Here is a 23,583-nt window from a genome sequence, read left to right as displayed (position 1 = left end):
AATTTTGGGCTGATTTAGCTGATGAATTGATGCGCCTCAAGCCCCATAAACTACCCTATTTTCAGCAAGGTTTACGGGCTATGACTCTTATCCAGTCTGCTTTATAACTTCTCTGTCACCCCTTCAGGGGGTGGAGGTAAAACTACTGAACTGCGAAGATTAGAACAAAAATTAGCTGACATCTACACAGTTGTTTGGATTGACACGCAAACATCCCTAGACAGATATAACATAGGCTATGCCGAAGTTGTAGTTTTGATTGGCTTACAAATTGCTCAGGCTATTGAATCTAATTGGCTATTTAAAAAAGATAAATTATTAGATGCTCTTTTAGACAGCTTAAAAAGTGTAGTTTATGAAGATAAAGGAAGCCACACTGAAGGTTTGGGAGTGCCAGAATTTATAGAAAAGGCAGGTATAATTCTCAAACGAGGTTTAACAAGTGAAGTGACAAAAACACTTAATGTTCGTCCTGTGTTGAGTAAAATTATTACCAGCGTTAATAATATTATCGAAGCTGCTGAAAAAGAACAAAAACAAAAGTTACTGATTGTTGTTGATGGATTGGATAGGCATGATCAAGTAACAGCATTGGAGATGTTTTCTAGTCCTCTGTTGATAGAATTAAATTGTCATATTATCTATGCTATTCCTATCTCTTTGCGATATTCACCGAATTTTCGTCAGCCAATGGAAGCATTTCAGAAATGTTTGGATTTAAATAATCCGCCTGTTTTTGAATCTGATGCTAATTTGTGTCCAACTAGTGAGCCTGATCAAAAAGGTCGAGAAATTCTAATTAATGTCATTAACAAACGTTTGGATACTTTAGGCGATAGTCACAAAGGTTTATTTAACCCTGATGCACTGGAATTAATTTGTGAAAAAAGTGGCGGAGTGATGCGAGATTTAGTCAGGTTAGCACGTACAGCCTGTGAAATTGCGTTGCGGAATAAGTTGAGTTTTGTAGATTTAGCCACTGCACAAGAATCAGTACGTGAAGTCCGGCGGGAATATAATTTAAGCGATTACCACTATCCTGAATTAGATTTAATTCATCGCACTGGTAAACTCACAACTAAAACTCATAGTTTGCCAAATAAGGGTGAATTTATTATTTGTGACGAACTTTTGCAAAATAAATTAGTTTTAGGGTATTACAACTCAATGCAAGAATCTTGGTTTGATATTAATCCGATTTTAATTGAGGATTTAGAACGTTGGCAGGTTGCGAATAATAATACTTAAAAGTATGGCTTGCTCTTGAAAATTACTATTAAATGCTGGTTTGATGTATGCTGGATCAAGACTCTAATTACTCTCTTAGCGAAGCTGACAAAGCAGAATTAAACAAATTAGTCAGTGTATTAGAACTTTCTAGTGGTACGACAATTATATTTGCGATCGCACCAGAAAGTAGCCCCCAACATCCCGTTGTCAAACAGCTAAAAGAATCATTAGCTATCCGTGAAGAACAGTTTGAGTTTACTAACTTTTATTATAGTCAAAATTCCTTCCATAACTTTCTGTATAGCTTAGATGATCAGCAACATCAAAGTCTAGAGACTGGGCGCAAATTGGTAATGGCATTTGGAATTGACCAATTACCAACGCCGCGCTTAGTAAAAGAAATGAGGCAGTTAAATTTAGGCAGGGAGGAACTATTTGGGAGAAATTTATGTTTGATTTTGTGGCTAAATAACATCGACTTTTTAGATGAATTTCGTCAGCGTGCGCCAGATTTTTGGGATTGGCGAGGAAAGATAGTGGAATTTGAAACACGTAATCCTTTGCTTTATCCCTACTTAGATTGGCTGATTGCTGAAAATTCCTATTTAAAAATGAGTGGTGTAATGCAGGTAAATCGTCAAGTCGATATTTTTCTTGACCAAATTTATGTTTCCCTGCAAGCACAATGGAGACAACAAGTTACAGATACTTCTGAACGCAGTCAAAGGGAACTGGAGGCGTTAACTGTACGGCAAGCTCCGAGTAGTAATAGATTAAAAGAAATGGGTTCTAACCTGGATGATTGGGATGAACCATACTATTATGAACCACTACCTGAAGTACCAATATCAACATTAGTTTCTAGCACTAAAACCGTTACACAAAAGGTAGATTTATCTGAGGCGGTACGGCAGAATTGCTATAGCGTGATTTTAGGCAGTCCTGGTGCGGGAAAAACTACTCTGCTGCGTTATTTAGCACTACATTTTGCCATTGCCAAAAGAGACGAATTAGAAACAGTCATCGTTGAAGATGATACTGTTGAGGAGACAAAGAACAAAGACTTAGGTAAAACTTTGTTACCTATTTTCTTCCGTATTGCTGATTATGCAGAAAAGTTAAAACAACAACCTGAGTTAACTTTACTGGAATATTTGTGTCAGTTTTACCGCCAGTGGGAAGCGCATTTTCAATCAGAGTTAGAAATAGGAAATGAGGTAGCAGCTTTACTTTTAGATGCCATGCGTCAAGGACAGTGCTTGATGCTGCTGGATGGTTTAGACGAGGTATTTGATCAAGAAAGTCGCAAACAGATTGTAGAACGGATTAACACATTTGTTGATGAATTCCCTAGCAACAAATTCGTCATTACCAGCCGGATTGCTGGCTACAGTGATGTAAAACTCAGCAGTCGATTTGCCGAGTTTACTATTGAAGATATGGACAGCGAACAGGTAGAACGGTTTTTGTATCGCTGGTGTCGAACAGTTGAAAAAGCACAGCAGCCAGATGCTAGTGAAGAGCAATGGCTAAAAAAAGGTACAGAGCAAGCGCAGGAAATTTTACAGGCGGTTAAAGATAATCCTGGTGTACAGCGATTGACGGCAAATCCCTTGCTGTTAACTATTTTGGCATTGATTCACCGCAATGGAGAACGACTACCCAACCGCCGCGTGAAACTGTACGAGTTGGCAGTACAAACTTTAACAGAAGATTGGCAACTTGGTAAAAAATTACCCGATGCGCCAAGGGTAGTGTTAAAAGAAACTGAGGTAGTAGAACTTTTAGCACCTCTGGCATATTGGATGCACGAAGAAAAGCCTTCTGGTTTGGTAACACAAGCAGAAGTAGAAGAGAAACTAGCAGCTAAGTTAGCAGAATTAAATGATGCTGAACCTGAATCGGATTCTGTGCGCCAAGCGGTAGGAGAATTTTTGCGGAAGGTGCGAGAAACCACAGGGTTATTTGTAGAACGAATGCCTGGTTTTTATGGCTTTATGCACCTGACATTTGAAGAATATTTTGCAGCTCGTTATATTGCAGATAAAGAACAAAGTGAGATTTTGGAATTAATTCAAAAACATCTTCATGAACCACGTTGGAACGAGCCGCTATTACTAGCTTTGGGATATTATGGGAGTCATTTTTCGACGCAATTTAAGAAATTAGCAGAGAAATTATTTATTAATATCGAAGATTACCAACCTGTTTTGCAACATGGCGAGATTAAAATCAAAATTTCTGCATCTGATGATGAGACTATTGTTTATTTAAAGCATGATGAATCAGCAAATAAGTTGCAGCCAGCAGAATTTAAACTCGGAAATTTACTGTTTGCAGGACAGGTGATTGCTGAAATTGAAATTAACAGTATTGTTATTCGCCAAAAGCCAATAAAGAAGTTAGTAATTACTTATCTTGGTATAGATGCTGATTTTGAGGATGATATAACCAAGCAAATACTGAGGCTACTGCGTAAAATTGAACTTTTTTGTCAAAAAGGTGAAGTCATAGATTTATTGAAACAAGCAGCTAATAATTCAAATTTATCTGAAGAAATTCGGGTTAAAGCAAAAGCAGCTATTCTTTATATTGCTTGTGGCGAATTAACAGGATTAGCTGATTGTGTCACAGAAATTGTTAACCAATTAGAACCTACACTATTTTGCAGTATGAGAGAGTTGGTTAAAGAATTGGGTGATGACATGACACCTAATCTTGAACATACTCGCCAGCATTATCATCTTGATGAAGATTGCCAAACAGCATTAAATTTTCTCACAGCAATGTCTTATCTGCGTAAGGATAAGTATGATAAAGCCATTGAAATGTTAGAACTATTAACTAATAGCTCAGATAGCAGATTTAGTGCTTATATTGCTTGGTCTTTGGCTACTTGTTATCAAGAAAAAGAAGCATTTGAACAAGCAGTTTCTTATTATCAAGAATGTTTTGAAAAATTGGCTCGATACATTGAACCATCAGAGTTTCTAATTTTTTGGAGAAACAGAGGTGTTTGTCATAGATTACATGGCAAATATGAACAAGCTTTAGATTGTTTTCAGCGAATGTTGACTATTAGTAGAGAGATTAATAAACCTCAAGATGAATCATTGGCTTTATATCACATAGGTAGAACTTATCAAGATTGGAGTAAATACGAGCAAGCTATCAATTACCATCAACAAAGTTGTGAACTTTATCAGCAATTAGGTAAAGATAATAGTGTCGCTAATCAATGGGATTGGTTGGCTGTTTGTTACCGAGAATGGGGAAAATATGAGCAAGCTATTGAATGTGAAAATCAAGAGTTAGCCATTCGTCAGCAACTCGATGACCAAGTTAAGGTTGCACGAGCTTATTGGCGATTAGGTAGGATTTATCAAAGTTGGGGAAGATACGAACAAGCAATTAATTACTATCAACAAAGCCGCAACCTTTATCAGCAATTAGGGAAAGATAAGGATGTAGCTAATCAATGGTTTTGGCTGGGTGATTGCTACCGAAAATGGGGGAAATATGAGCGAGCCACTGAGTACGAAAATCAAGGTTTAGTAATTTGTCAGAAATTAGATGACCAAGTTATAATTACACAATCTTACTCCCGATTAGGAGGGATTTATCGAAATTGGGGAAAATACGAGCAAGCAATCAATTACTATCAACAAAGCCGTGAACTTTATCAGCAATTAGGTAAAGATAAGGATGTTGCTGACCTATTGTATTGGCTAGGTGAGTGCTACCGAGAATGGAGTAAATATCAGCAGGCTGTTGAATATCAAAGCCAATGTTTAGCCATGTGTCAGCAGTTGGATAATAAAGTTGATGCTGCAAAGGCTTACTGGCAATTAGGCAGGATTTATCAAAATTGGGTAAAATACGAACAAGCAATCAATTACTATCAACAAAGCCGTGACCTTTATCAGCAATTAGGAAAAGATAAGGATGTAGCTGACCTGTGGTATTGGTTAGGTGACTGCTATCGAGAATGGGGGAAATATCAGCAAGCTATTGAATATGAAAATCAAGACTTAGCCATTCGTCAACAAATTGATGACCAAGTTAATATTGCATTATCTTACTGGCGATTAGGCAGGATTTATCAAAATTGGGGAAGATACGAACAAGCAATTAATTACTATCAACAAAGCCGCGACCTTTATCAGCAATTAGGGAAAGATAAGGATGTAGCTAATCAATGGTTTTGGCTGGGTGATTGCTACCGAGAATGGGGGAAATATCAGCAAGCTATTGAATATGAAAATCAAGACTTAGCCATTCGTCAACAAATTGATGACCAAGTTAATATTGCATTATCTTACTGGCGATTAGGCAGGATTTATCAAAATTGGGGGAGATACGAACAAGCAATTAATTACTATCAACAAAGCCGTGACCTTTATCAGCAATTAGGAAAAGATAAGGATGTAGCTGACCTGTGGTATTGGTTGGCTGTTTGCTACCGAGAATGGGGGAAATATCAGCAAGCTATTGAATATGAAAATCAAGACTTAGCCATTCGTCAACAAATTGATGACCAAGTTAATATTGCATTATCTTACTGGCGATTAGGCAGGATTTATCAAAATTGGGGGAGATACGAACAAGCAATTAATTACTATCAACAAAGTCGCGACCTTTATCAGCAATTAGGAAAAGATAAGGATGTAGCTGACCTGTGGTATTGGTTAGGTGACTGCTATCGAGAATGGGGGAAATATCAGCAAGCTATTGAGTGTGAAAATCAAGACTTAGCCATTCGTCAACAAATTGATGACCAAGTTAATATTGCATTATCTTACTGGCGATTAGGCAGGATTTATCAAAATTGGGGAAGATACGAACAAGCAATTAATTACTATCAACAAAGCCGCGATATTTATCAGCAATTAGGGAAAGATAAGGATGTAGCTAACCAGTGGTATTGGTTGGCTGTTTGCTACCGAGAATGGGGGAAATATCAGCAAGCTATTGAATATGAAAATCAAGACTTAGCCATTCGTCAACAAATTGATGACCAAGTTAATATTGCATTATCTTACTGGCGATTAGGCAGGATTTATCAAAATTGGGGGAGATACGAACAAGCAATTAATTACTATCAACAAAGTCGCGACCTTTATCAGCAATTAGGAAAAGATAAGGATATAGCTGACCTGTGGTATTGGTTAGGTGACTGCTATCGAGAATGGGGGAAATATCAGCAAGCTATTGAATGTGAAAATCAAGACTTAGTTATTCGTCAGCAACTCGATGACCAAGTTAATATTGCTGATGCTTATTATAAATTAGGTAGGATTTATCAAACTTGGGGTAAATATGAACAGGCGATCAATTACTATCAACAAAGCCACGATATTTATCAGCAATTAAGTAAAGATAAGAATATCGCTAATCTATTTTTTTGGTTGGCTTATTGTTATTCGGAATGGGGAAAATATGAGCGAGCTATTGAGTGTAACAATCAAGACTTAGCCATTCGTCAGCAAATTGATGACCAAGTTAATGTCGCACTAGTTTACGTTCAATTAGGATGGATTTATCAAGAATGGGGGAAATATGAACAAGCTATAAGTTATTTTCAACAAAGCCGTGAACTTTATCAGCAATTAGGTAAAGATAATAATGTCGCAATGCTATGGTATGGGCTAGGTGATTACTATCGAGAATGGGGAAAATACGAGCAAGCTATTGAATGTGGAAATCAATGTTTAGCAATTTGCCAGCATTTAGACAACCAACTTGAAATTGCACTAACTTACTATCAATTGGGTAGTATTTATCAAAATTGGGGGAAATATGAACAAGCAATCAATTACCATCAACAAAGCCGCGAACTGTATCAGCAATTAGGTAAAGATAATAATGTCGCTAATCAGTGGTATTGGTTGGCTAGTTGCTATCGAGATTTGAAAGACTATACTAAAGCGATTGAGCATTGCCAACAAAGCCTTACATTACACCAACAACTAGATCAAAAAGAGAGCGTTGCTAGACGTTATCGACAACTTGCTTCTTGTCAATGCTTATTCGCAAAACAAGTCTCAAATTCAATAGAAGTATCTAATTTACTTACCCAAGCTGAAGAAAATATTCGCCAAGCTATAGAAATAAATACCACAGGAGAATATCAAGAGAGCCTCGCCTACGACTACACGGCTCTTGGCTTACTCTACTCGCAATATCTACGCCTCTTACCTAACGAAGACACATCAATTCCAGAAAAATTTGCCTTATTTGAAGAATATTATCACAGAGGCTTAAGCTATCTTGATGAACTAGGGCAAACAGTCAGTAAAGCTGAAGAATCTCTCGGTATGGCTCGTGCTTACTTAGAAATAGAAGCCTTGGAAAACCTAAATCTTAGTGAAGAAATTGCTCAAGAATGTCTGCAAATTTTTCAAGATTATAACCGCCATAAACTAGAAGCTTCTGCATACAAGTTGTTAGGCGAAATTTACCTTAAACGTATCCAAAAAAATCAGCCAGATGCAGAAATAGTTGCTAATCAGTTTTTAAACAACAGTTTACAACTTTACCGAGATTTGGATTTACAAGAAAAAGCTAGGGAAGTAGAAGAGTTAATTTTACTCTTAAACGCTGAGTCTCGCTGAGGTAAACGCAAAGGTACGCTGAGTTTTTGTTTAGTTTTCTGCTCTACTAACTAAATTGCTGGGCATAAAATCTAGCATAGCGACCTTCCAGCCTTAATAGTTCTTCATGAGTGCCTGATTCGACAATTTGCCCTTTTTCCAAAACCAAAATCCGATCGCACCGCCTCACTGTACTCAAACGGTGGGCAATAATAAATACAGTCCGGTTCTGCATCAATCTTTCTAGGGCTTCTTGTACCAAGGCTTCTGATTCGGAATCTAATGCAGATGTCGCCTCATCTAATATTAATATCTGCGGGTTCAGCAGCACTGCACGAGCGATCGCAATTCTTTGGCGTTGTCCACCGGATAAATTTACCCCTCGTTCCCCTACCCAAGTTTGATAACCTTCTGGTAACTGGGTAATAAATTGATGAGCGTTAGCAATTTTCGCGGCTGCTATCACTGCATCCATATCAAAATTATCTTGCCCAAAGGCAATATTTTGGGCAATAGTTCCCGAAAATATCACCGTTTCTTGGGGAACAATGCCAATTTGTCGCCGTAAACTATGTAATTTGACATCCCGAATATCAACATCATCAATCAAAACTTGCCCAGCATCAGGATCATAAAAGCGGGGGAGGAGATTCACAAAGGTGGTTTTTCCCGCACCAGAAGCACCCACCAGCGCGATCGCTTCTCCTGGTAATGCTAGTAAACTAATATCTTGCAGGACTGGTTCACCGGGTTTGTAGGCAAAGGAAATGTGGCGATATTCTACTTTACCTTTGACTGGGGGCAGGGCGATCGCAATTGTTTTTTCTACTACCCTCGGTTGAATCGCCATTAATTCAAACACTCGGTCTACTGAAGCTTCCCCTTGCTTAAACTCATTATAATTTGTTGTGGTGTGTCCTATCGGGTCAATTAATAGTGCCGCCGCAGCTAGGTAACTGAAAAAATCCCCCACTGTTAAATTACGCTGATAAATTTGCCACGCTCCCACCATTAACAAAGATAAAGCACTCAAAGCTTCTAAAAAACCGATGATGGGAATTTGAATGGCTTTGAGGCGTTCGGCGGAATACTTGGCTTTTAAAGAACGTTCGGCTTCATAACCAAAACGAGCGATTTCATAATTTTCGGCTGCAAATGCTTGGACAAGGCGAATCCCACTAAAAACTTCTGTCAAAATTGCTGATAAACCCGACACCCGATTTTGACTTTTGAGAGAATATATACGCAATCTTTCCCCAAACCAGCCAATTAACACCCCCATTAATGGTGCAATCACAATTGTGGCGAGTGTGAGTTGCCAATTCAAATAAATCATATATATGGGTATGGCAATCAATTGCAACACACAGGGAATAAAATCGTGTAGCAGTTTATTGACAACTTCCCCAACCCTGTCAATATCTTCTGTGAGGCGGTAAGCTAAATCACCTGTTTTGGCTGTTTCAAAATAGCTCAAATCTAATTTTTGTAAATGACTATATACTTGCTTGCGGAGACCATAAGCAACTCTTAAAGCCACTTTAGCCATGTAAATATCTTGCACAGACTGAAAAAAGCCACGCACCAGAAACACCAAAGCACAAATCCCGGCTAGTTGGGCGATCGCTACTACATTACCTTGTCCAAAAGGTGCGGCTAATTTACCTGCAAGATTAATTAACGTCAGTGTCGCCAGCACATATCCGATAATGCCGATCAAGCCTTTGATAATATTTGCCCATTGAGGTTTGATATATGGCTGTAGTTGCCAGTAATTAGAACGGTTCTTCAAGCTACGACTTCCAGAATGTGATTTTACTGAGTTTGACGCTATCAACTTTTGTGTAGTTGCAATTCACCTCATTTTAAAAGCGATCGCAGCTTTTGAGATATCTTGACTGTGAAACAGAGTTATTATCTCGCTACATAGATATTCCAAAAATTAAAGCATTAACCGAACCATATTCGCATCTACACGCTACCACTTCCGCAAATATTGCCATTACAAGTTTTATCGGATACATTGCATCTAGCAGTTTTAGTTCTCAGTACAACACCTACATCAAATCAAAATATCACTAACCATCCACTGATAATTATTTGGTAGATTTTATGAAAAATTTGATTCAGCAAGCAATTTATAGCTTGATAATTTTCTGGTTCTCACCATTATTAATACCATTTTTATTAACCACAGAGAAAGAAATTATTACTGCGGACATAAAACGATGGAGTGAAGTTTTAGGCTTGCCACAGGATAATTTATGGGTGCAATTGCTGGTTTTAGTATACAAAACGCAAGAGTTTAGAAATTTATACTACTACCGCCTATTTAAAGGCAACCTCAACGGTAGAATTGCGATGTATTTGCTCAAATTGCTTTACCCCGAATGTCCTTCACTGTTTCTAGATTCTTCTTGTTGTATTGGTGCTGGTTTATTTATTCAACATGGCTTCAGCACAATTATTATGGCAGATATAGGCGAACAATGTTGGATCAACCAACAAGTAACAATTGGATATAAAGATAAATCAGGTCGTCCTAAAATTGGTAACAATGTGCGGATTACAGCCGGAGCTAAAGTATTAGGTAATATTCAGATAGGTGATAATGTCACAATTGGCGCAAATGCCGTTGTTGTAAAAGATGTACCTAGTGATTGTGTCGTTGTCGGAATCCCAGCAACTATTATTAAAAGAAATGGCATCAAAGTAGCAGAAAAACTGTAAATTATTACAGTAATTAAGATGGGTATGATCAATCACATTCTGAATTAACAAAGAATATCAGCGGATAACAATTGACTCCTACTTTCCAACTATCAGTAGCCACAGCCAGATAGTTGTTTATATTAAGGATTGAAAATAACTGTTAAATATTGCTGCAAAACGGGGAATTTTCTTGAATAATCTTCCTAGATTTCCCGATGATATTTTCTAATCATTCACACATTCAGGAGCAAAATCTAGTGCTGACTTCCACTTTACTGGCTGCTGCCACTGCCCCTCTACAATGGAGTCCCGCGATCGGCCTTATCATGATTGTTGCTAACATCATCGCCATTGCCTTTGGCAAATCTAGCATTAAGTATCCCAGTTCCGAGCCAGCTTTACCCGAAGCAAAATTCTTTGGTGGTTTTGGTTTACCTGCATTACTAGCCACTACAGCCTTTGGTCACATTTTAGGCGTAGGCATCATCTTAGGATTGCATAACCTGGGTAGATTCTAAATTCTATAGCTCAGTTTGCCTTTAGTTCCATATTGTTTTGTCTCAACGCTTTGAGCTAGAAATTAGTATTTCTGGCTCTTTCGTATCTGCAAGAATGCGGGAGAGTTTATCTCACGCAGAGGCGCAGAGGACGCAGAGATGTAGCGATAGAATATCTCACTCAGCACTCAATATTAAGAAAAGTAATAATGCTTTTTTACGTCGCTGATAATTTCCCAAGTACAGGACATCCCAGCCGGAAAAGTTACCAAATCTCCCTTACCCATCTGCACTGGTTGTCCGCCATCCGGCGTAACAATGACATCACCTGTCAAAAAATAGCACGTCTCTTCAGTATCGTAAGTCCAGGGAAATTGGGATACTTCTTTTTCCCAAATCTCCCATGTGAACACACCCAAATTTTTTAGATATTCTTGACTGGGTTGATGTTCAATTTTAATTTCCATATTTTGTGTTCTCAGTTTGCGTTTAACAGTAGGACTGAATATCTTCGCCACACTGATCTACTAAATAACACAAAGCACGAAAACGCAAGCCAACAAATTGGTCATAAAGGGGGTTCAGTTTGCACATAGGGGGAATGTGGGCTATGGTGCGACCGAACAACACAATATCACGCTCAAAAGGACATTGAGCTGGGATTAATTTTGCAATCAAGTGTGCTAGTTTGCGGTTTTGAATTTCGAGTTCATCTAACCATTGACGTAACGGTTGCAGAACATCATAACGAGATTTACCTAAGAAATTTTGGTTTGCTAATTTTGCAGGCTGCTCGAAAGTTTCAGGTTGAATGAAAGCAGGAAGAATAATAGATAAGTTAGTGGTTTTAGGCATAATCGTTAGTAATTTGTTTTGAGTTTGATACACTAGTAGGCTGCACATTTAAGTCTATCCACGCAATTTATCCCAGTAAGATATGTGGCGCTTGCAGACATAAGTTTCTGTAAGCACAAAATGCTTATTTGGTTTACAAAATGCGGGGAAACGTTGACTTAATTGATATTTAAACTCACCGTATGGCGGAGAACTGTCCCGTTAAATACAAAATAACAAAGAAAAGATAAAAGTGGGATTTTTTTAACTTATTGATTGCTGATACCGGAAATAGCAATTTCATATATTCAATTTAGATGATACGTACGGAAACTGTATAGTATCCGTAGATTGAACTTGGTGAGCCAAAACCCGGTAATTTCTGACTTTAGCTAGACTTCTCAGGAATGAGCTTGTAAAGCTAAATGATTTTAGGATATTGAGTATCAAATAAATTGTTATTTACGCTACATAAGTCACCCCAAATCCTATTTAATTAGTTACTCAAAATCCTTTGATAAGCATAGGCTAATAATGTTGCCTGTGTAACCAAACAGAACATCAGGGACGTAAATTACAGCATATTTCTAGTTATTGAAGTACAGCAGTAAATCTATCAAAGTAGTTAATTTTGAAATAGTGAGGATAAGAGATGTTTAACAACCAGCTAAATACAAAATAAATATCAATGCCTAAAAGGTTAAAATCTTCATGCTATCTTCACAAAACATTTAAATAATCTGCCTCAGCTTGCCGTGAACAAAACTAAGAAATAGTACATTGTCTAAATATCCGATACAGCTACAGGCAAAATAGAGGTAAGAGAATTTAGCGAAGAACAACGATGACTACAGTAATTGAGTCCAGCACTTTAGCAGAATTCCTACAACGCCCCGAAACTAAACCCGCCTCGGAATATATCAGCGAAAAAATTAGCCAAAAACCTATGCCCCAAGGAGAACATAGTCTCATACAGGTAGAACTGTGTGAAGCAATTAACCGGACAGCCAAACCCCAAAAAATTGCCCTAGCTTTCCCGGAACTACGTTGTGTGTTTGGAGGTGCGGCGATAGTTCCTGATATTTCTGTGTTTCGCTGGGAACGCATTCCCCGTGAAGCATCAGGTAGAATTGCTAACCGCTTTGAAACTTATCCTGACTGGGCTATAGAAATTCTCTCTCCTGACCAAAGCTTTGGAAATGTTCTCAATAAGCTACTACATTGTTCCCAACATGGCACAGAACTAGGTTGGTTGATTTTTCCAGATGAAGCGAACATTTTAGCCATCTTTCCTAACCAACGAGTTGAGATGCTCAAAGGTACAGCCCAACTCCCAATTCTCAGCAATATTGATTTAACTTTAACTGTTGAGCAAGTTTTTAGCTGGTTAACTCTTGAGTAAGTAGTTTTCCAACTCAGCACTCAGCACTTTGCTGTAAGTTGCCAAATTTTAATGGTTTTATCAGAACTACCACTCACCAGCAACTTACCATCGGGACTAAGGGCGAGAGAATTGACGGTTCCTAAATGTCCGGTGAGGGTGTAGAGAATTTCGTTGGTAGCAATTCGCCAAATCTTAATTGTGCGATCGCTACTACCACTAAATAACAGTTTACCATCAGGACTTAGGGCTATAGACTTAACTTCATCTGAATGACCGTTGAGAGTCTGCAAAAGTTTACCTGTGAGTAAATGCCAAATTTTAATGGTTGTATCAGCACTCCCAGTAAAAAGAAGTTGACCATCCAGACTCATGGCTATTGATTTTACCTCACCTGTATGACCCGTGAGTGTGCGGAGGGGATCACCTGTGTGGGGGTTCCATAGTCTGATTTTGCTATCGGAACTACCACTGGCGAGAATGCTACCATCAGGGCTGATGGCTACAGCATGAACAGATGAAGAATGCCAAAGTGTACAAATGCGATCGCCTTTGTGTAGATTCCAGATTTTAATTTTATTACTGCCACTAGCGAGAATCTGCCCATCTGGACTAATATCGACAACATTGACTGGTCTTTGATGCCCTAACAAGGTGTGAATTAACTGACCAGTTTGTAAATGCCAAACTGTGACGTTACTTTTGGGATGTTGACAACTCCCCACCGCCAAAAAATTGCCATCGGAACTAATAGCCACTGATGAAACTTCGCCTAAGTTACCGGAGATAGTTCTGATTTGTTTACCGGTTTGTAAATTCCAGATATTAATGGTTTGGTCTGCACAGCCACTGACTACAGTTTCGCCATCGGGACTAATAGCCACCGATGCAACTTTACCGGAATGACCAGTTAAGGTATAGATGAGTTCGGGAGATTCGAGGTTGCGTTTGTGTTTGAGGGTGGCGATCGCTTGTAAAATTTTTTCTATGGATGCAATACTTTGGCGATCGCCCACTGCGATAAAATATTCCTGGAGTTTGTAGATATATTCTTCATCTTCGATTTTGATGGCAGATGCCATTGCTTCTAGAGCATTGGGAAATGTTTGAGTTGCAACTTGACGTAATTCCAACCAAGTGTTGATGGAATAATCTACTTGTTCTTCTGCCCAGGTGCGATCGGGTAAATGTGATAAACTCTGGGCTAATTGTAAAGCTAATTCCGGAACCCAATATCGACGCTCTTTTGCCAAAGCTTGATAAACTTGCTGATAACCTGCGGCATATACCTGCAAAATATTATCTTCTGACATTGCCTGTACCGTCGGCAAATCCAGCTTATCTTTGAGAAAACTAGGTAATAACTCTGGTAATAATGGCGGTACATCATGATGAACTAAGTGATAAGCATCTGCTACCCAAGCCGCAACTAAACAATGACAGGTAATTAATACCTGGCAAAATTTAGCAATATCCTGCTGATTTATCTGATATTTCAACGACAGTTTACTAATATCAATACCTTTGGACTGCCATTTTTCAGTCTTTTCTAAAATAGCTAAATTATGGACATTATCACCACCTAGTTGATTGATTTCCTCTAAATTTTCTCCTAAATTAATTAATTCATCTCTAATTTTTTTCCACTCTAAAGCCCGACTTTTAGCAAACTCTTGCAAAATATCTTTATATGGTAAACGTGAGATGGTTTTATAAAAATAGTTTTCTTGCCCTAAACCCCAATAAGCAATCCGAAAATTCAAATAATCTCCATCATGGTCTGATTCTAAAATTAAAATTGGCTCTGTTTTTAATAAACTAAATAAAGCTTTAATACTAGATTCACTATGAAAACGTTTACTATCCCAAGCACCTGCTAAAAATTCTGTTGGTCTTGTTGGATGATGCAGAGAGTAATTAGTATTAATAAATTCTCGGATACCTTCAGCTAAAATTCTTTCTACTTCCGAAATTTCTTCAGGATGACAATCAAATTGGTCAAACTTAATTTGGGGAGGAGCTAGAAAGATTTTCAGGGGAATATTTGTCTGTGTATTATGAGTCTCTAAAATTTGCGAAGGATATAATCTTAACGGCCAGCTATCTAAAACTTTATTAACTTCGGGTAACTGAAGAGATGTATCTCTTTGCTGTTGGGCTATTTGTATTTGTGTTTCTCGTTGATAAACTGCTAATTGCTGTTGCAGTAGTTTTTCTTGCTGAAATCCATCCTCGGCACTTTTACCATTAGTTGTACTATTAACAAATTCGATAACTTCTTCGATAAATTGTGGTAGTTGAGAATTTGTCGTCGTTAGACCTTCTACTGTTCTTTTTTGTACTAAATTGACAACTACAGGTGCAAACTCCAGCACGAGTTGGATAAGTAACCTTAACCCTTGTTCCATACAGGGATGCCTATTAGATAAGTAAAATTAATCTTGGGAAAGTAAATATATGCTTGCAGCAGTTTATTATAAGGTACTGCTACAATTCATCACTTACAATTGTCGCCATAAGCCATCCTACTACTGAGCGGGATCATATTTGCCCAGCAATTAAATTTCTCATTCCCAACCAATTACCGAGCATCATAGTAGAATTGTCGGGAAATTTTGTCTAGCGATCGCAGCCTTAATCAAATTTTAAAATAGGGAGAAAACTAAGTAAACCAATTCCTGTATCAATCTTATAAAACCTAATAAACTCAAGATTTATGTTAGAATTAAAAGCTATCGCAATATTCCAGCAATAAATCAGACTTAAAATAAGCAAAAACGGCTAATTTTTAGAATAATCACCCAGTACCAAAAATAATTAGTGTGGGCCTTCTCATTACAACTCTTCAGGAACTAATAATTTATTAGTAAATGCCCATCTGACAGATACCTAAGTATTTTGAAAAAAGCAAAGATAATTTGTATATATTCTAGCTTTATAGAGTATTTTACTAGAAAATACCCCATAATTCCCAAAACAATTAAAATCTAATTCCTAACTGCCCATTCACACCTCTCACAGAATTATAACCAGCTCCTACGAAAACATTTTTTGTCGCACCTACCTGAACACCACCAGAAACAGCCACACCCTTATCTTGAGAATATAATCCCACACCAACATAAGGAGAAATAACTGGCAAATTGATAAACTTTAACACATCTACTCCCGTTGCACCGTCAGGGCCATTTCCCACTTCTACTCCCAAGTTTAAAGCTCTCGCGCCCACTGCATAAGTTACATCACCTTCTTTGCTACCAACAGATACCCAAGGCTGAGGTACTAGTTGAGCTGAGGCTTGGCTAGGCGCAAACAAAGCCAACAAACTAACTGATGTTATGAGTATTTTCGGAATAATTGCATTTTTCATTCTTGCCTCCTGATCTTCATCAGTAATAATGATTAACTGTGACGCATTTACCTCAATTAAGTGCCTGATTAAAAAATTCAGAAGTCAGAATTCAGGAGTCAAAATCAATCATCTACAACTCAGTTAAAGAGATATTGAGTTAAACAATATTTGTTTATCGGCGTTTAATTCTGCTGATTTACACCAGATTCACTTTCGCAATCTTGCTGACTTTGCTCTCACCTTACCGAAACTTAGCTAACTGAACTGTATTTTCACGTAAGCTAGTTTTTTATACTGAATGAATTACGCCAAAATCATACTTTTACTTTTAGGAAATTTCTCGTTGAAAGTAATTAAATAAATGAATTTTACTGCAAGTTTTCACATCAGTTATTTTAAATTACGTATATTTATTTAAATCTTGGAAAAAATCAATAACATCATTATCTGTTAATCAGACAAAAAATAATAGTAGATAAACTCAGGTAAGCAGATTTTGACAGTATTAGAATGTAGCGAAATACATCAGTATTTTAAAATCTGTTTTGTAAGTTCTTCATATTGAGTTTGAAATTGTCAGGGCAAGAATAGCTGATTCATAGATGCTTTTCATCATGTAGTTCCGACTCACGCAACTTTGACAAGCAATAGTCAAACCTCAATTTACTATCGCTTGTGATAGTTGCGTAGGTCTTAATTTTATGAATAATATTTTGAATTCTTCTCTCTCATTAACATACACTCAACTCAGCAACTTTTCTGATTTAAAAAACTTCTGGAATCTGTTTGAGACTGTTTTTGGCAATCAATATAACCATACTGCTGCTAACAATTTGCATTCTCAATGGCAAGCTGGAGATTTTAGTCAATTTCCAGAAATCGAAATTATTAGTAATAGTGTTTTTGATGATAATCAGACAGGTTATGTTGGTAGTACTAACAAAATTTATTTGTCTGAAAGCTTTGTTTCTACAGCGACTCCAGCAGCAATCAAAGCTGTTTTACTAACAGAAATCGGCAATTTTATTCATGGTGTGGTTCAACCAACAGACACCTCTGGTGATAAAGGGGCAATTTTTGCCGATTTAGTTCTCAATAATAGCTCAACCAACCTAGCTCCTACATCTATACTCCAACCTACTCTGCTGCAAGCTCTTCAAGGCAGTAAGGCACATGCTCAAATTTGCAGTTGTTCTTCTTGTATGCTTGCGCCAGTAAATTTAAATTTAGTTAACGCGCAACAGTCACAAGTAGCCCAACCCACATCTGGTGTTTTAGATTTATCCAAGACTTTCTCCTTGAATAGTTTACTAGGAGCCAACCAGACAATTTATTTAGATTTCAACGGACATACTACTTCTGGGACTTACTGGAACACCGATTTTAAAGGAGGGGCTAACATTGTCACTCCGGCTTTCGATTTTGATGGCAATACAGCGTCCTTTAGTTCGGCTGAACTGGAACGAATTCAATATATTTGGCAGCGAGTGGCTGAGGATTTCAGCCCGTTTAATGTCAACGTTACAACCCAAGCACCAACAGATATTAATGACTTGATTAAGAGTGGTTATACAGATACTCGCTGGGGTGTGCGGGTTGTGATTGGTGGTAGCAGTAATGATTGGTATGCTAGTGGAGCGGGAGGAGTAGCCTACCTAGATTCATTTAATTGGAACAGTGATACTCCAGCCTTTATATTTAGTGACACTCTGTATGATGACGAAAAATATGTTGCTGAAGCGATTTCCCATGAAGTAGGCCACACCCTGGGACTGGAACATGATGGACGAATTAACCCAGCAGAAGAATACTATCGGGGACAGGGTAGTGGTGTCACTGGCTGGGCAGCAATTATGGGTGCAGGTTATTACCAAAACTTAACTCAGTGGAGTAAAGGTGAGTATGCTTCTGCGAGTAATACTGAAGATGATTTGCAAATTATTACTGCTTACAATGGTTTTAGCTACCGAGCCGACGATGCTGGTAATACAATTGCCACAGCAAAATCATTAACCATTTCTGGTACATCTGTCAGTGGTAGTGGCATTATTGAGCGCAACACAGATGTGGATTTTTATAGTTTTGCCACAGGTGCAGGTGCAATCAATTTGACAGTGAATCCCTTTAGCCGCGGCCCCAACCTAGATATATTGGCAAAGTTATACAATTCTGCTGGGACTTTAATTGCATCATCTAATCCCACTGATTTATTATCTGCTGCGATCGCCACCACAGTCACTGCGGGAACTTATTATTTAGCTATTGATGGTGTCGGTAAAGGAGATCCACTTTCTACTGGTTACACAGATTACGGCAGTTTGGGACAGTATTTCATCAGTGGCAGTGTTGTTAGTATTCCCACTAATCCAACTGTCAGTCTTGCCTTATCATCCAGCAGTGTCACCGAAAACGGCAGCAGCAATTTAGTTTACACCTTCACCAGAAGCGGCAGCACTACCAATGCCTTAACAGTTAACTACAGTGTTGGTGGTACAGCTAGTTTTGACAGCGACTACCGCCAATTGGGTGCAACCAGTTTCACCCCTACAACTGGCACAATTACTTTTGCTGCTGGTGCAAATACAGCCACACTCACCATTGACCCCACAGCAGACACCACTTTTGAAACGGATGAAACCGTTGCTTTAACTCTAGTGACTGGTAGTGGTTACACAATTGCCACAACAACACCCATCACGGGAACTATTGTTAATGATGATTTACTGCCGACAATTAACCTTAGTGCTAGTCAGACTGTTATCGAAGGCAACACCAACCCGCAAACCGTGACTTACAAAGTCACTCTTTCTAACGCTAGTAGTCAAACTATCACTGTTCAATATGCTACTGCTAATGGTTCAGCTACAGCAGGTTCAGACTATACTACCACCACGGGAACCTTGACTTTTAACCCAGGTGTCACCAGTCAAGTAATCAATATTCCCATTCTTAATGATTCTGTCAACGAAGCAAACGAAACCTTCACCTTAAGCCTGAAATCGCCTACCAATGCCACTCTAGGGACAACTGCAAGTGTCACTACAACGATTACTGATACTCTCGTTAGCTCTGTTACTACCATCCTACCCACTAATGTCGAAAACCTCACCCTCACAGGCACAGCCGCAATCAACGGTACAGGCAATGCTGGTAACAATATTCTCCGAGGAAATAGTGCCAATAATATCCTCACAGGCGGAAATGGCAATGATACATATATTTTTACAGCCACGACTCTTTTAGGTACTGATCAGATTGTAGAAACAACCACAGGTGGAATTGATACTATTGAACTTCGGGAAACCACTCTTGCTAGTAATCTCAATTTAGGAATCACTACAACACAAACAGTTAATAGCAACCTCAAACTCACACTCTCGGCCAACAACGTCATTGAAAACGCCATTGGTAGTAGCGGCCATGACCGTCTGACTGGTAATGCACTGAATAACTTTTTGACTGGTGGTAATGGTAATGACCAACTCCAAGGGTTAGCAGGCGATGATACCCTTTGGGGAGGACTCGGTGATGATATGCTTACCGGAGGCACTGGTAAGGATAAATATTTGTTTCAAGGCGAGGGTGTTTTTACTGCCAGTTTGGGCGTTGATTATATCAGCAATTTTGAAGTCCTACAAGATAAGATTGTGCTGAGTAAAAACACTTTTCGGGCTATTACTAATAGTGCGGGACAAACGTTAACTGACTTTGCCGTTGTTACAGATGATGAGTTTGTCAACGCCAGTAGTGCGCGGATTGTTTATAGCCAAAGTACCGGCAGCTTATTCTATAACCAAGATGGTAATGTCTTGGGTACAGGAACAGTGTTTGAGTTTGCTCGTTTAGGTAATAATGATATTACTCTTACTAGTAGCGATTTTAGTTTGATTGCTTAGGTTGATAAAGTCTCGTCAGACTATGGTGAAAATGACTTCAGACTGAGGTAATTCTAATTATTGATTTTCGTAGAGATGTTATATATAACGTCTCTACAAAATTGATATCAAGTCCGGGTAATTAGTTATATTCCGGGAATCTGTGCAGAAACCTTAAAACCCTCTCCTCTGATCATCTGCTCCCGGTCGCCGAGCGAAGTCGAGGTGCTGCTCCCTCTGCGGTTTTAATGATTATTCTTTCACCGAACACGATATTATAGCGATTTCCACTTGGGTAGAATAAAAATTCATCCGCGTTTATTTGCCTCCATCTGCGGTGATTCCATTTTAGATTGAGTAAGGGTTGATTGGTAAGCTTTTCAGCCATACATCTGTCACAATCATTTTTCAATTTAGTATCGAAATGTTGCAAACATCCTTTTAGAAGCTGTCGCTTCAATCTTCTCAACGATACATTAAAAGTATAGGAAATAGAGAAGTTTTTGAGGCTCAAACAATGAAAAATATTATGGCATTGAGTCTATTAACATTAGCTACTATTACTGGGCTTTTAGTTAACAGTGATTCTGCCGAAGCTCATGGACGTTACTATCGTCATTATCCATATTATAGGCAGTCATCATACTACTGTTATCCCGTTACTCAATGGGTAGTGGATGAAGATCCTGCTTATCATCCCCAGGCTTATGCTGATGGTTATCGTCAAGGACAAGCACAAGCTAAAAGAGGAAATGCTTACAAGCCACGCACTGCTGGCGGAGAATTTAGCCGTGGTTTTGATGATGGCTATTATGGGCGAGAATTTGCCGGACAGAAACATATTGTGCCTAATGTTGTGAAACCATACACTACGACACAGTGCTGATTGATTAGTGTTAGTTAAGTTAATGTTCAAGCGTTTTGAAGACTTACATACAACCTAAAAATGTGGCTAGTGTTCAGTGCTTACTAGGTTATTGCCCAAGTCAAAATATCTGTGGTTTGATTTGAAAGATATAAACTTTGCATAATATCTATTCAAATTCCAGAAATCTCATGATCAAGGTTGCACCTGCGGTTGTTGTGTTGGGTCAAAATAGTGTAGCAATAGCTCGTAAAATGATGAGCGTCTTGCCAGGCGCAAGATTATACGGTTTAGCAGGACGAACTTCTGGAGTTGATGTTAGTTTTAGCAATTTTGGCGAGACTCTGCGCGAGTTGTTTGCTGCGGGAACACCTGTAATTGGCATTTGTGCGGCTGGTATTCTGATTAGAACCTTAGCCCCTTTAATTTCTGATAAGCGTCAAGAACCGCCAGTGTTGGCTGTGGCTGAGGATGGTAGTGCGGTAGTTCCCCTATTGGGTGGGCTGAGTGGAGTCAATGATTTAGCACGCCGCATTGCTGAGGTATTGGATGTTAAAGCTGCAATTACCACTACTGGAGATATTCGGTTTCGCACAGCGTTGTTATCGCCTCCTGCTGGCTATTGTTTAGCTAACCCAGATGATGCGAAAACTTTTATTTCCGATTTGTTAGCGGGGGCGCAAGTTAAATTAGAGGGAACTGCACCTTGGTTGAGTAATAGTCTATTGCCAATTGATGCCCAAGGAGAATTGACTATTAAAGTTACAGAACGGTTGGTAAATTCTACAGCCAATTGTCTGGTTTATCATCCCCAAACAGTAGCGATCGCCATTACTCAACCTCATGTTAATTTAGCTATAGTTAAACAATTACTAACAGATACTGGAATTGCACCCGCTTCTATAGCTGGCATCTTTGCACCTCTAGACATTGCTGCTTATCCAGAAATTTACAATATCGCTGAGGCATTTGGTGTACCTACACGCTTTTTTACTCAAAACCAGTGGGAAGGCGCACAAGCAATGGCTTTGGCTGTCACTGGTGGTCAACTAATCCCAACAACATCTGCTGATATAGCTCTGGCTATTGCACCCGCACCCATTGACCCTAGCACCATTGGTCAGCCACGGGGTAAGTTAGCCATTATTGGGACTGGCCCTGGTGCAGCACAGTGGATGTCTCCAGAAGTCAAAGAAATTCTCAGGTTGGCGACTGACCTTGTAGGTTACAAAACTTATCTCGATTTAGTTGGGTCTTTAGCTGATGGCAAGCAACGCCATGAGTCTGACAACCGTGAGGAAATAGCACGGGCTACAATGGCGCTAGATTTGGCGGCTACAGGTAAGTATGTCGCTGTGGTTTCCTCTGGTGATCCTGGAATTTATGCAATGGCGGCGGCGGTGTTTGAAGTCCTCGATCGTCATTCCAAACCAGAATGGGACAGTATCGAAATTCATGTTGCACCGGGAATCTCTGCAATGCAAGCCGCCGCCGCAGCCGTAGGCGCACCTTTAGGGCATGACTTTTGCGCGATTTCACTGTCAGATATTTTAAAACCTTGGTCAATTATCGAACAACGAATTGCGGCGGCGGCTGGAGGAGATTTTGCGATCGCCTTTTACAACCCTGTCTCTAAAGACCGTACTTGGCAACTTGCAGCCACCAGAGATATATTGCTGCGCTATCGCACACCCAACACCCCCGTAGTATTAGGAAAAAATTTGGGTAGACCAGGACAAACAATCAAGGTAATTTCGCTTGAGCAATTAACACCAGATGTTGCCGATATGCGAACAGTGATTATTGTTGGTTCTAGCCAAACCAGGACTATTCAACGCAGTGATGGCAGGGTTTCAGTTTATACGCCGCGTCGATATGCCCAGTAATTTCAGTCGGAAACTTGAATAATTCAGGAATCAGAACAAGAGTGTGAGGGATTCAGACAACTAATTAATCATAGTTCTGTTTCAGTAATCTACAACTTTTCTGTTGTACTTGTGTAGGTACAGGCAAATCTGATTGTGTGTATATACTGAACTTTAGTTGATTTGTATATAGCTATTATGTAGCAAGTATGTAGCACTTGCTACTAGAGCTAGTGGGTCGAGTTTGAAACGGAAACACCATCAAACAACCCTTGGCTATTAACCAGCAAGAGGTAATACCAGTTCACGAAAAAAATGATACAAATTCACGGGTTTTTTATTCTTTCCCCTTGCCCCCTGCTCCCTGCTCCCCTGCGGT

General features: G+C 39.0%; 13 protein-coding genes. 8 read left to right on the top strand and 5 right to left on the bottom strand.

Going from position 1 to position 23,583, the window contains the following annotated elements; all coding sequences use genetic code 11:
- Window positions 1-255 precede the first annotated feature (255 nt).
- Both H6G75_RS14765 and H6G75_RS14760 read left to right on the top strand, forming a co-directional pair.
- A complete protein-coding gene (locus tag H6G75_RS14765; RefSeq protein ID WP_242051537.1) occupies window positions 256-1,248 on the top strand; it encodes a P-loop NTPase fold protein in 993 nt (330 codons plus the stop codon).
- Between the two features lie 47 nt (window positions 1,249-1,295).
- Window positions 1,296-7,844: a tetratricopeptide repeat protein gene (locus H6G75_RS14760; protein ID WP_190980793.1), complete on the top strand. Its 6,549-nt coding sequence runs from the start codon at window positions 1,296-1,298 to the stop codon at window positions 7,842-7,844.
- A gap of 46 nt (window positions 7,845-7,890) precedes the next feature.
- On the opposite strand, the gene H6G75_RS14755 is transcribed toward H6G75_RS14760, so the two are convergent.
- Window positions 7,891-9,615: an ABC transporter ATP-binding protein gene (locus H6G75_RS14755; protein WP_190980792.1), complete on the bottom strand. Its 1,725-nt coding sequence runs from the start codon at window positions 9,613-9,615 to the stop codon at window positions 7,891-7,893.
- Window positions 9,616-9,935: 320 nt separating this feature from the next.
- Here H6G75_RS14755 and H6G75_RS14750 point away from each other — a divergent pair, with 320 nt between their 5' ends.
- A complete protein-coding gene (locus H6G75_RS14750) occupies window positions 9,936-10,553 on the top strand; it encodes a serine O-acetyltransferase (RefSeq protein WP_190980791.1) in 618 nt (205 codons plus the stop codon).
- A 239-nt stretch (window positions 10,554-10,792) separates the two neighbouring features.
- Window positions 10,793-11,053: a photosystem I reaction center subunit PsaK gene (gene psaK / locus H6G75_RS14745; RefSeq protein ID WP_190980790.1), complete on the top strand. Its 261-nt coding sequence runs from the start codon at window positions 10,793-10,795 to the stop codon at window positions 11,051-11,053.
- A gap of 173 nt (window positions 11,054-11,226) precedes the next feature.
- On the opposite strand, the gene H6G75_RS14740 is transcribed toward psaK, so the two are convergent.
- Window positions 11,227-11,499 (bottom strand): cupin domain-containing protein, encoded by a 273-nt coding sequence (locus H6G75_RS14740; protein WP_190980789.1) that lies wholly within the window; start codon window positions 11,497-11,499, stop codon window positions 11,227-11,229.
- A gap of 22 nt (window positions 11,500-11,521) precedes the next feature.
- Complete coding sequence (locus H6G75_RS14735; RefSeq protein WP_190980788.1) at window positions 11,522-11,887, bottom strand: Mo-dependent nitrogenase C-terminal domain-containing protein; 366 nt, start codon at window positions 11,885-11,887, stop codon at window positions 11,522-11,524.
- 823 nt (window positions 11,888-12,710) lie between these two features.
- Between H6G75_RS14735 and H6G75_RS14730 the strand changes: the two genes are divergently transcribed.
- Entirely contained in the window at window positions 12,711-13,268 is a 558-nt protein-coding gene (locus H6G75_RS14730; protein ID WP_190980787.1) for a Uma2 family endonuclease, read from the top strand.
- Between the two features lie 20 nt (window positions 13,269-13,288).
- On the opposite strand, the gene H6G75_RS14725 is transcribed toward H6G75_RS14730, so the two are convergent.
- Complete coding sequence (locus tag H6G75_RS14725) at window positions 13,289-15,655, bottom strand: WD40 repeat domain-containing protein (RefSeq protein ID WP_190980786.1); 2,367 nt, start codon at window positions 15,653-15,655, stop codon at window positions 13,289-13,291.
- Window positions 15,656-16,227: 572 nt separating this feature from the next.
- Window positions 16,228-16,617 (bottom strand): hypothetical protein, encoded by a 390-nt coding sequence (locus H6G75_RS14720; protein WP_190980785.1) that lies wholly within the window; start codon window positions 16,615-16,617, stop codon window positions 16,228-16,230.
- A gap of 683 nt (window positions 16,618-17,300) precedes the next feature.
- Here H6G75_RS14720 and H6G75_RS14715 point away from each other — a divergent pair.
- The 3 genes from H6G75_RS14715 (at window position 17,301) to cobJ (ending at window position 23,225) form a co-directional block, all read left to right on the top strand.
- Window positions 17,301-20,495, top strand: coding sequence for a calcium-binding protein (locus H6G75_RS14715; RefSeq protein WP_190980784.1), 3,195 nt, complete (start codon window positions 17,301-17,303; stop codon window positions 20,493-20,495).
- Window positions 20,496-20,991: 496 nt separating this feature from the next.
- Window positions 20,992-21,360: a hypothetical protein gene (locus H6G75_RS14710; protein WP_190980783.1), complete on the top strand. Its 369-nt coding sequence runs from the start codon at window positions 20,992-20,994 to the stop codon at window positions 21,358-21,360.
- A 170-nt stretch (window positions 21,361-21,530) separates the two neighbouring features.
- Window positions 21,531-23,225 carry a precorrin-3B C(17)-methyltransferase gene (cobJ, locus tag H6G75_RS14705; protein ID WP_190980782.1) on the top strand — a complete coding sequence of 565 codons (1,695 nt, stop codon included), beginning with the start codon at window positions 21,531-21,533 and terminating at the stop codon, window positions 23,223-23,225.
- The last annotated feature ends 358 nt before the right edge of the window (window positions 23,226-23,583 follow it).

This window comes from Nostoc sp. FACHB-280 (assembly GCF_014697615.1).
Classification (GTDB): Bacteria; Cyanobacteriota; Cyanobacteriia; order Cyanobacteriales; family Nostocaceae; genus Nostoc_B.
This window is presented reverse-complemented; position numbering and strand designations above follow the sequence as displayed.

Coding starts and splice junctions, on each gene's coding strand:
- H6G75_RS14725 (WP_190980786.1), bottom strand. CDS start 15,655: ATGGAACAAGGGTTAAGGTTACTTATCCAACTCGTGCTGGAGTTTGCA.
- H6G75_RS14750 (WP_190980791.1), top strand. CDS start 9,936: ATGAAAAATTTGATTCAGCAAGCAATTTATAGCTTGATAATTTTCTGG.
- H6G75_RS14740 (WP_190980789.1), bottom strand. CDS start 11,499: ATGGAAATTAAAATTGAACATCAACCCAGTCAAGAATATCTAAAAAAT.
- cobJ (WP_190980782.1), top strand. CDS start 21,531: ATGATCAAGGTTGCACCTGCGGTTGTTGTGTTGGGTCAAAATAGTGTA.
- H6G75_RS14735 (WP_190980788.1), bottom strand. CDS start 11,887: ATGCCTAAAACCACTAACTTATCTATTATTCTTCCTGCTTTCATTCAA.
- H6G75_RS14760 (WP_190980793.1), top strand. CDS start 1,296: ATGCTGGATCAAGACTCTAATTACTCTCTTAGCGAAGCTGACAAAGCA.
- H6G75_RS14710 (WP_190980783.1), top strand. CDS start 20,992: ATGAAAAATATTATGGCATTGAGTCTATTAACATTAGCTACTATTACT.
- H6G75_RS14715 (WP_190980784.1), top strand. CDS start 17,301: ATGAATAATATTTTGAATTCTTCTCTCTCATTAACATACACTCAACTC.
- H6G75_RS14730 (WP_190980787.1), top strand. CDS start 12,711: ATGACTACAGTAATTGAGTCCAGCACTTTAGCAGAATTCCTACAACGC.
- H6G75_RS14720 (WP_190980785.1), bottom strand. CDS start 16,617: ATGAAAAATGCAATTATTCCGAAAATACTCATAACATCAGTTAGTTTG.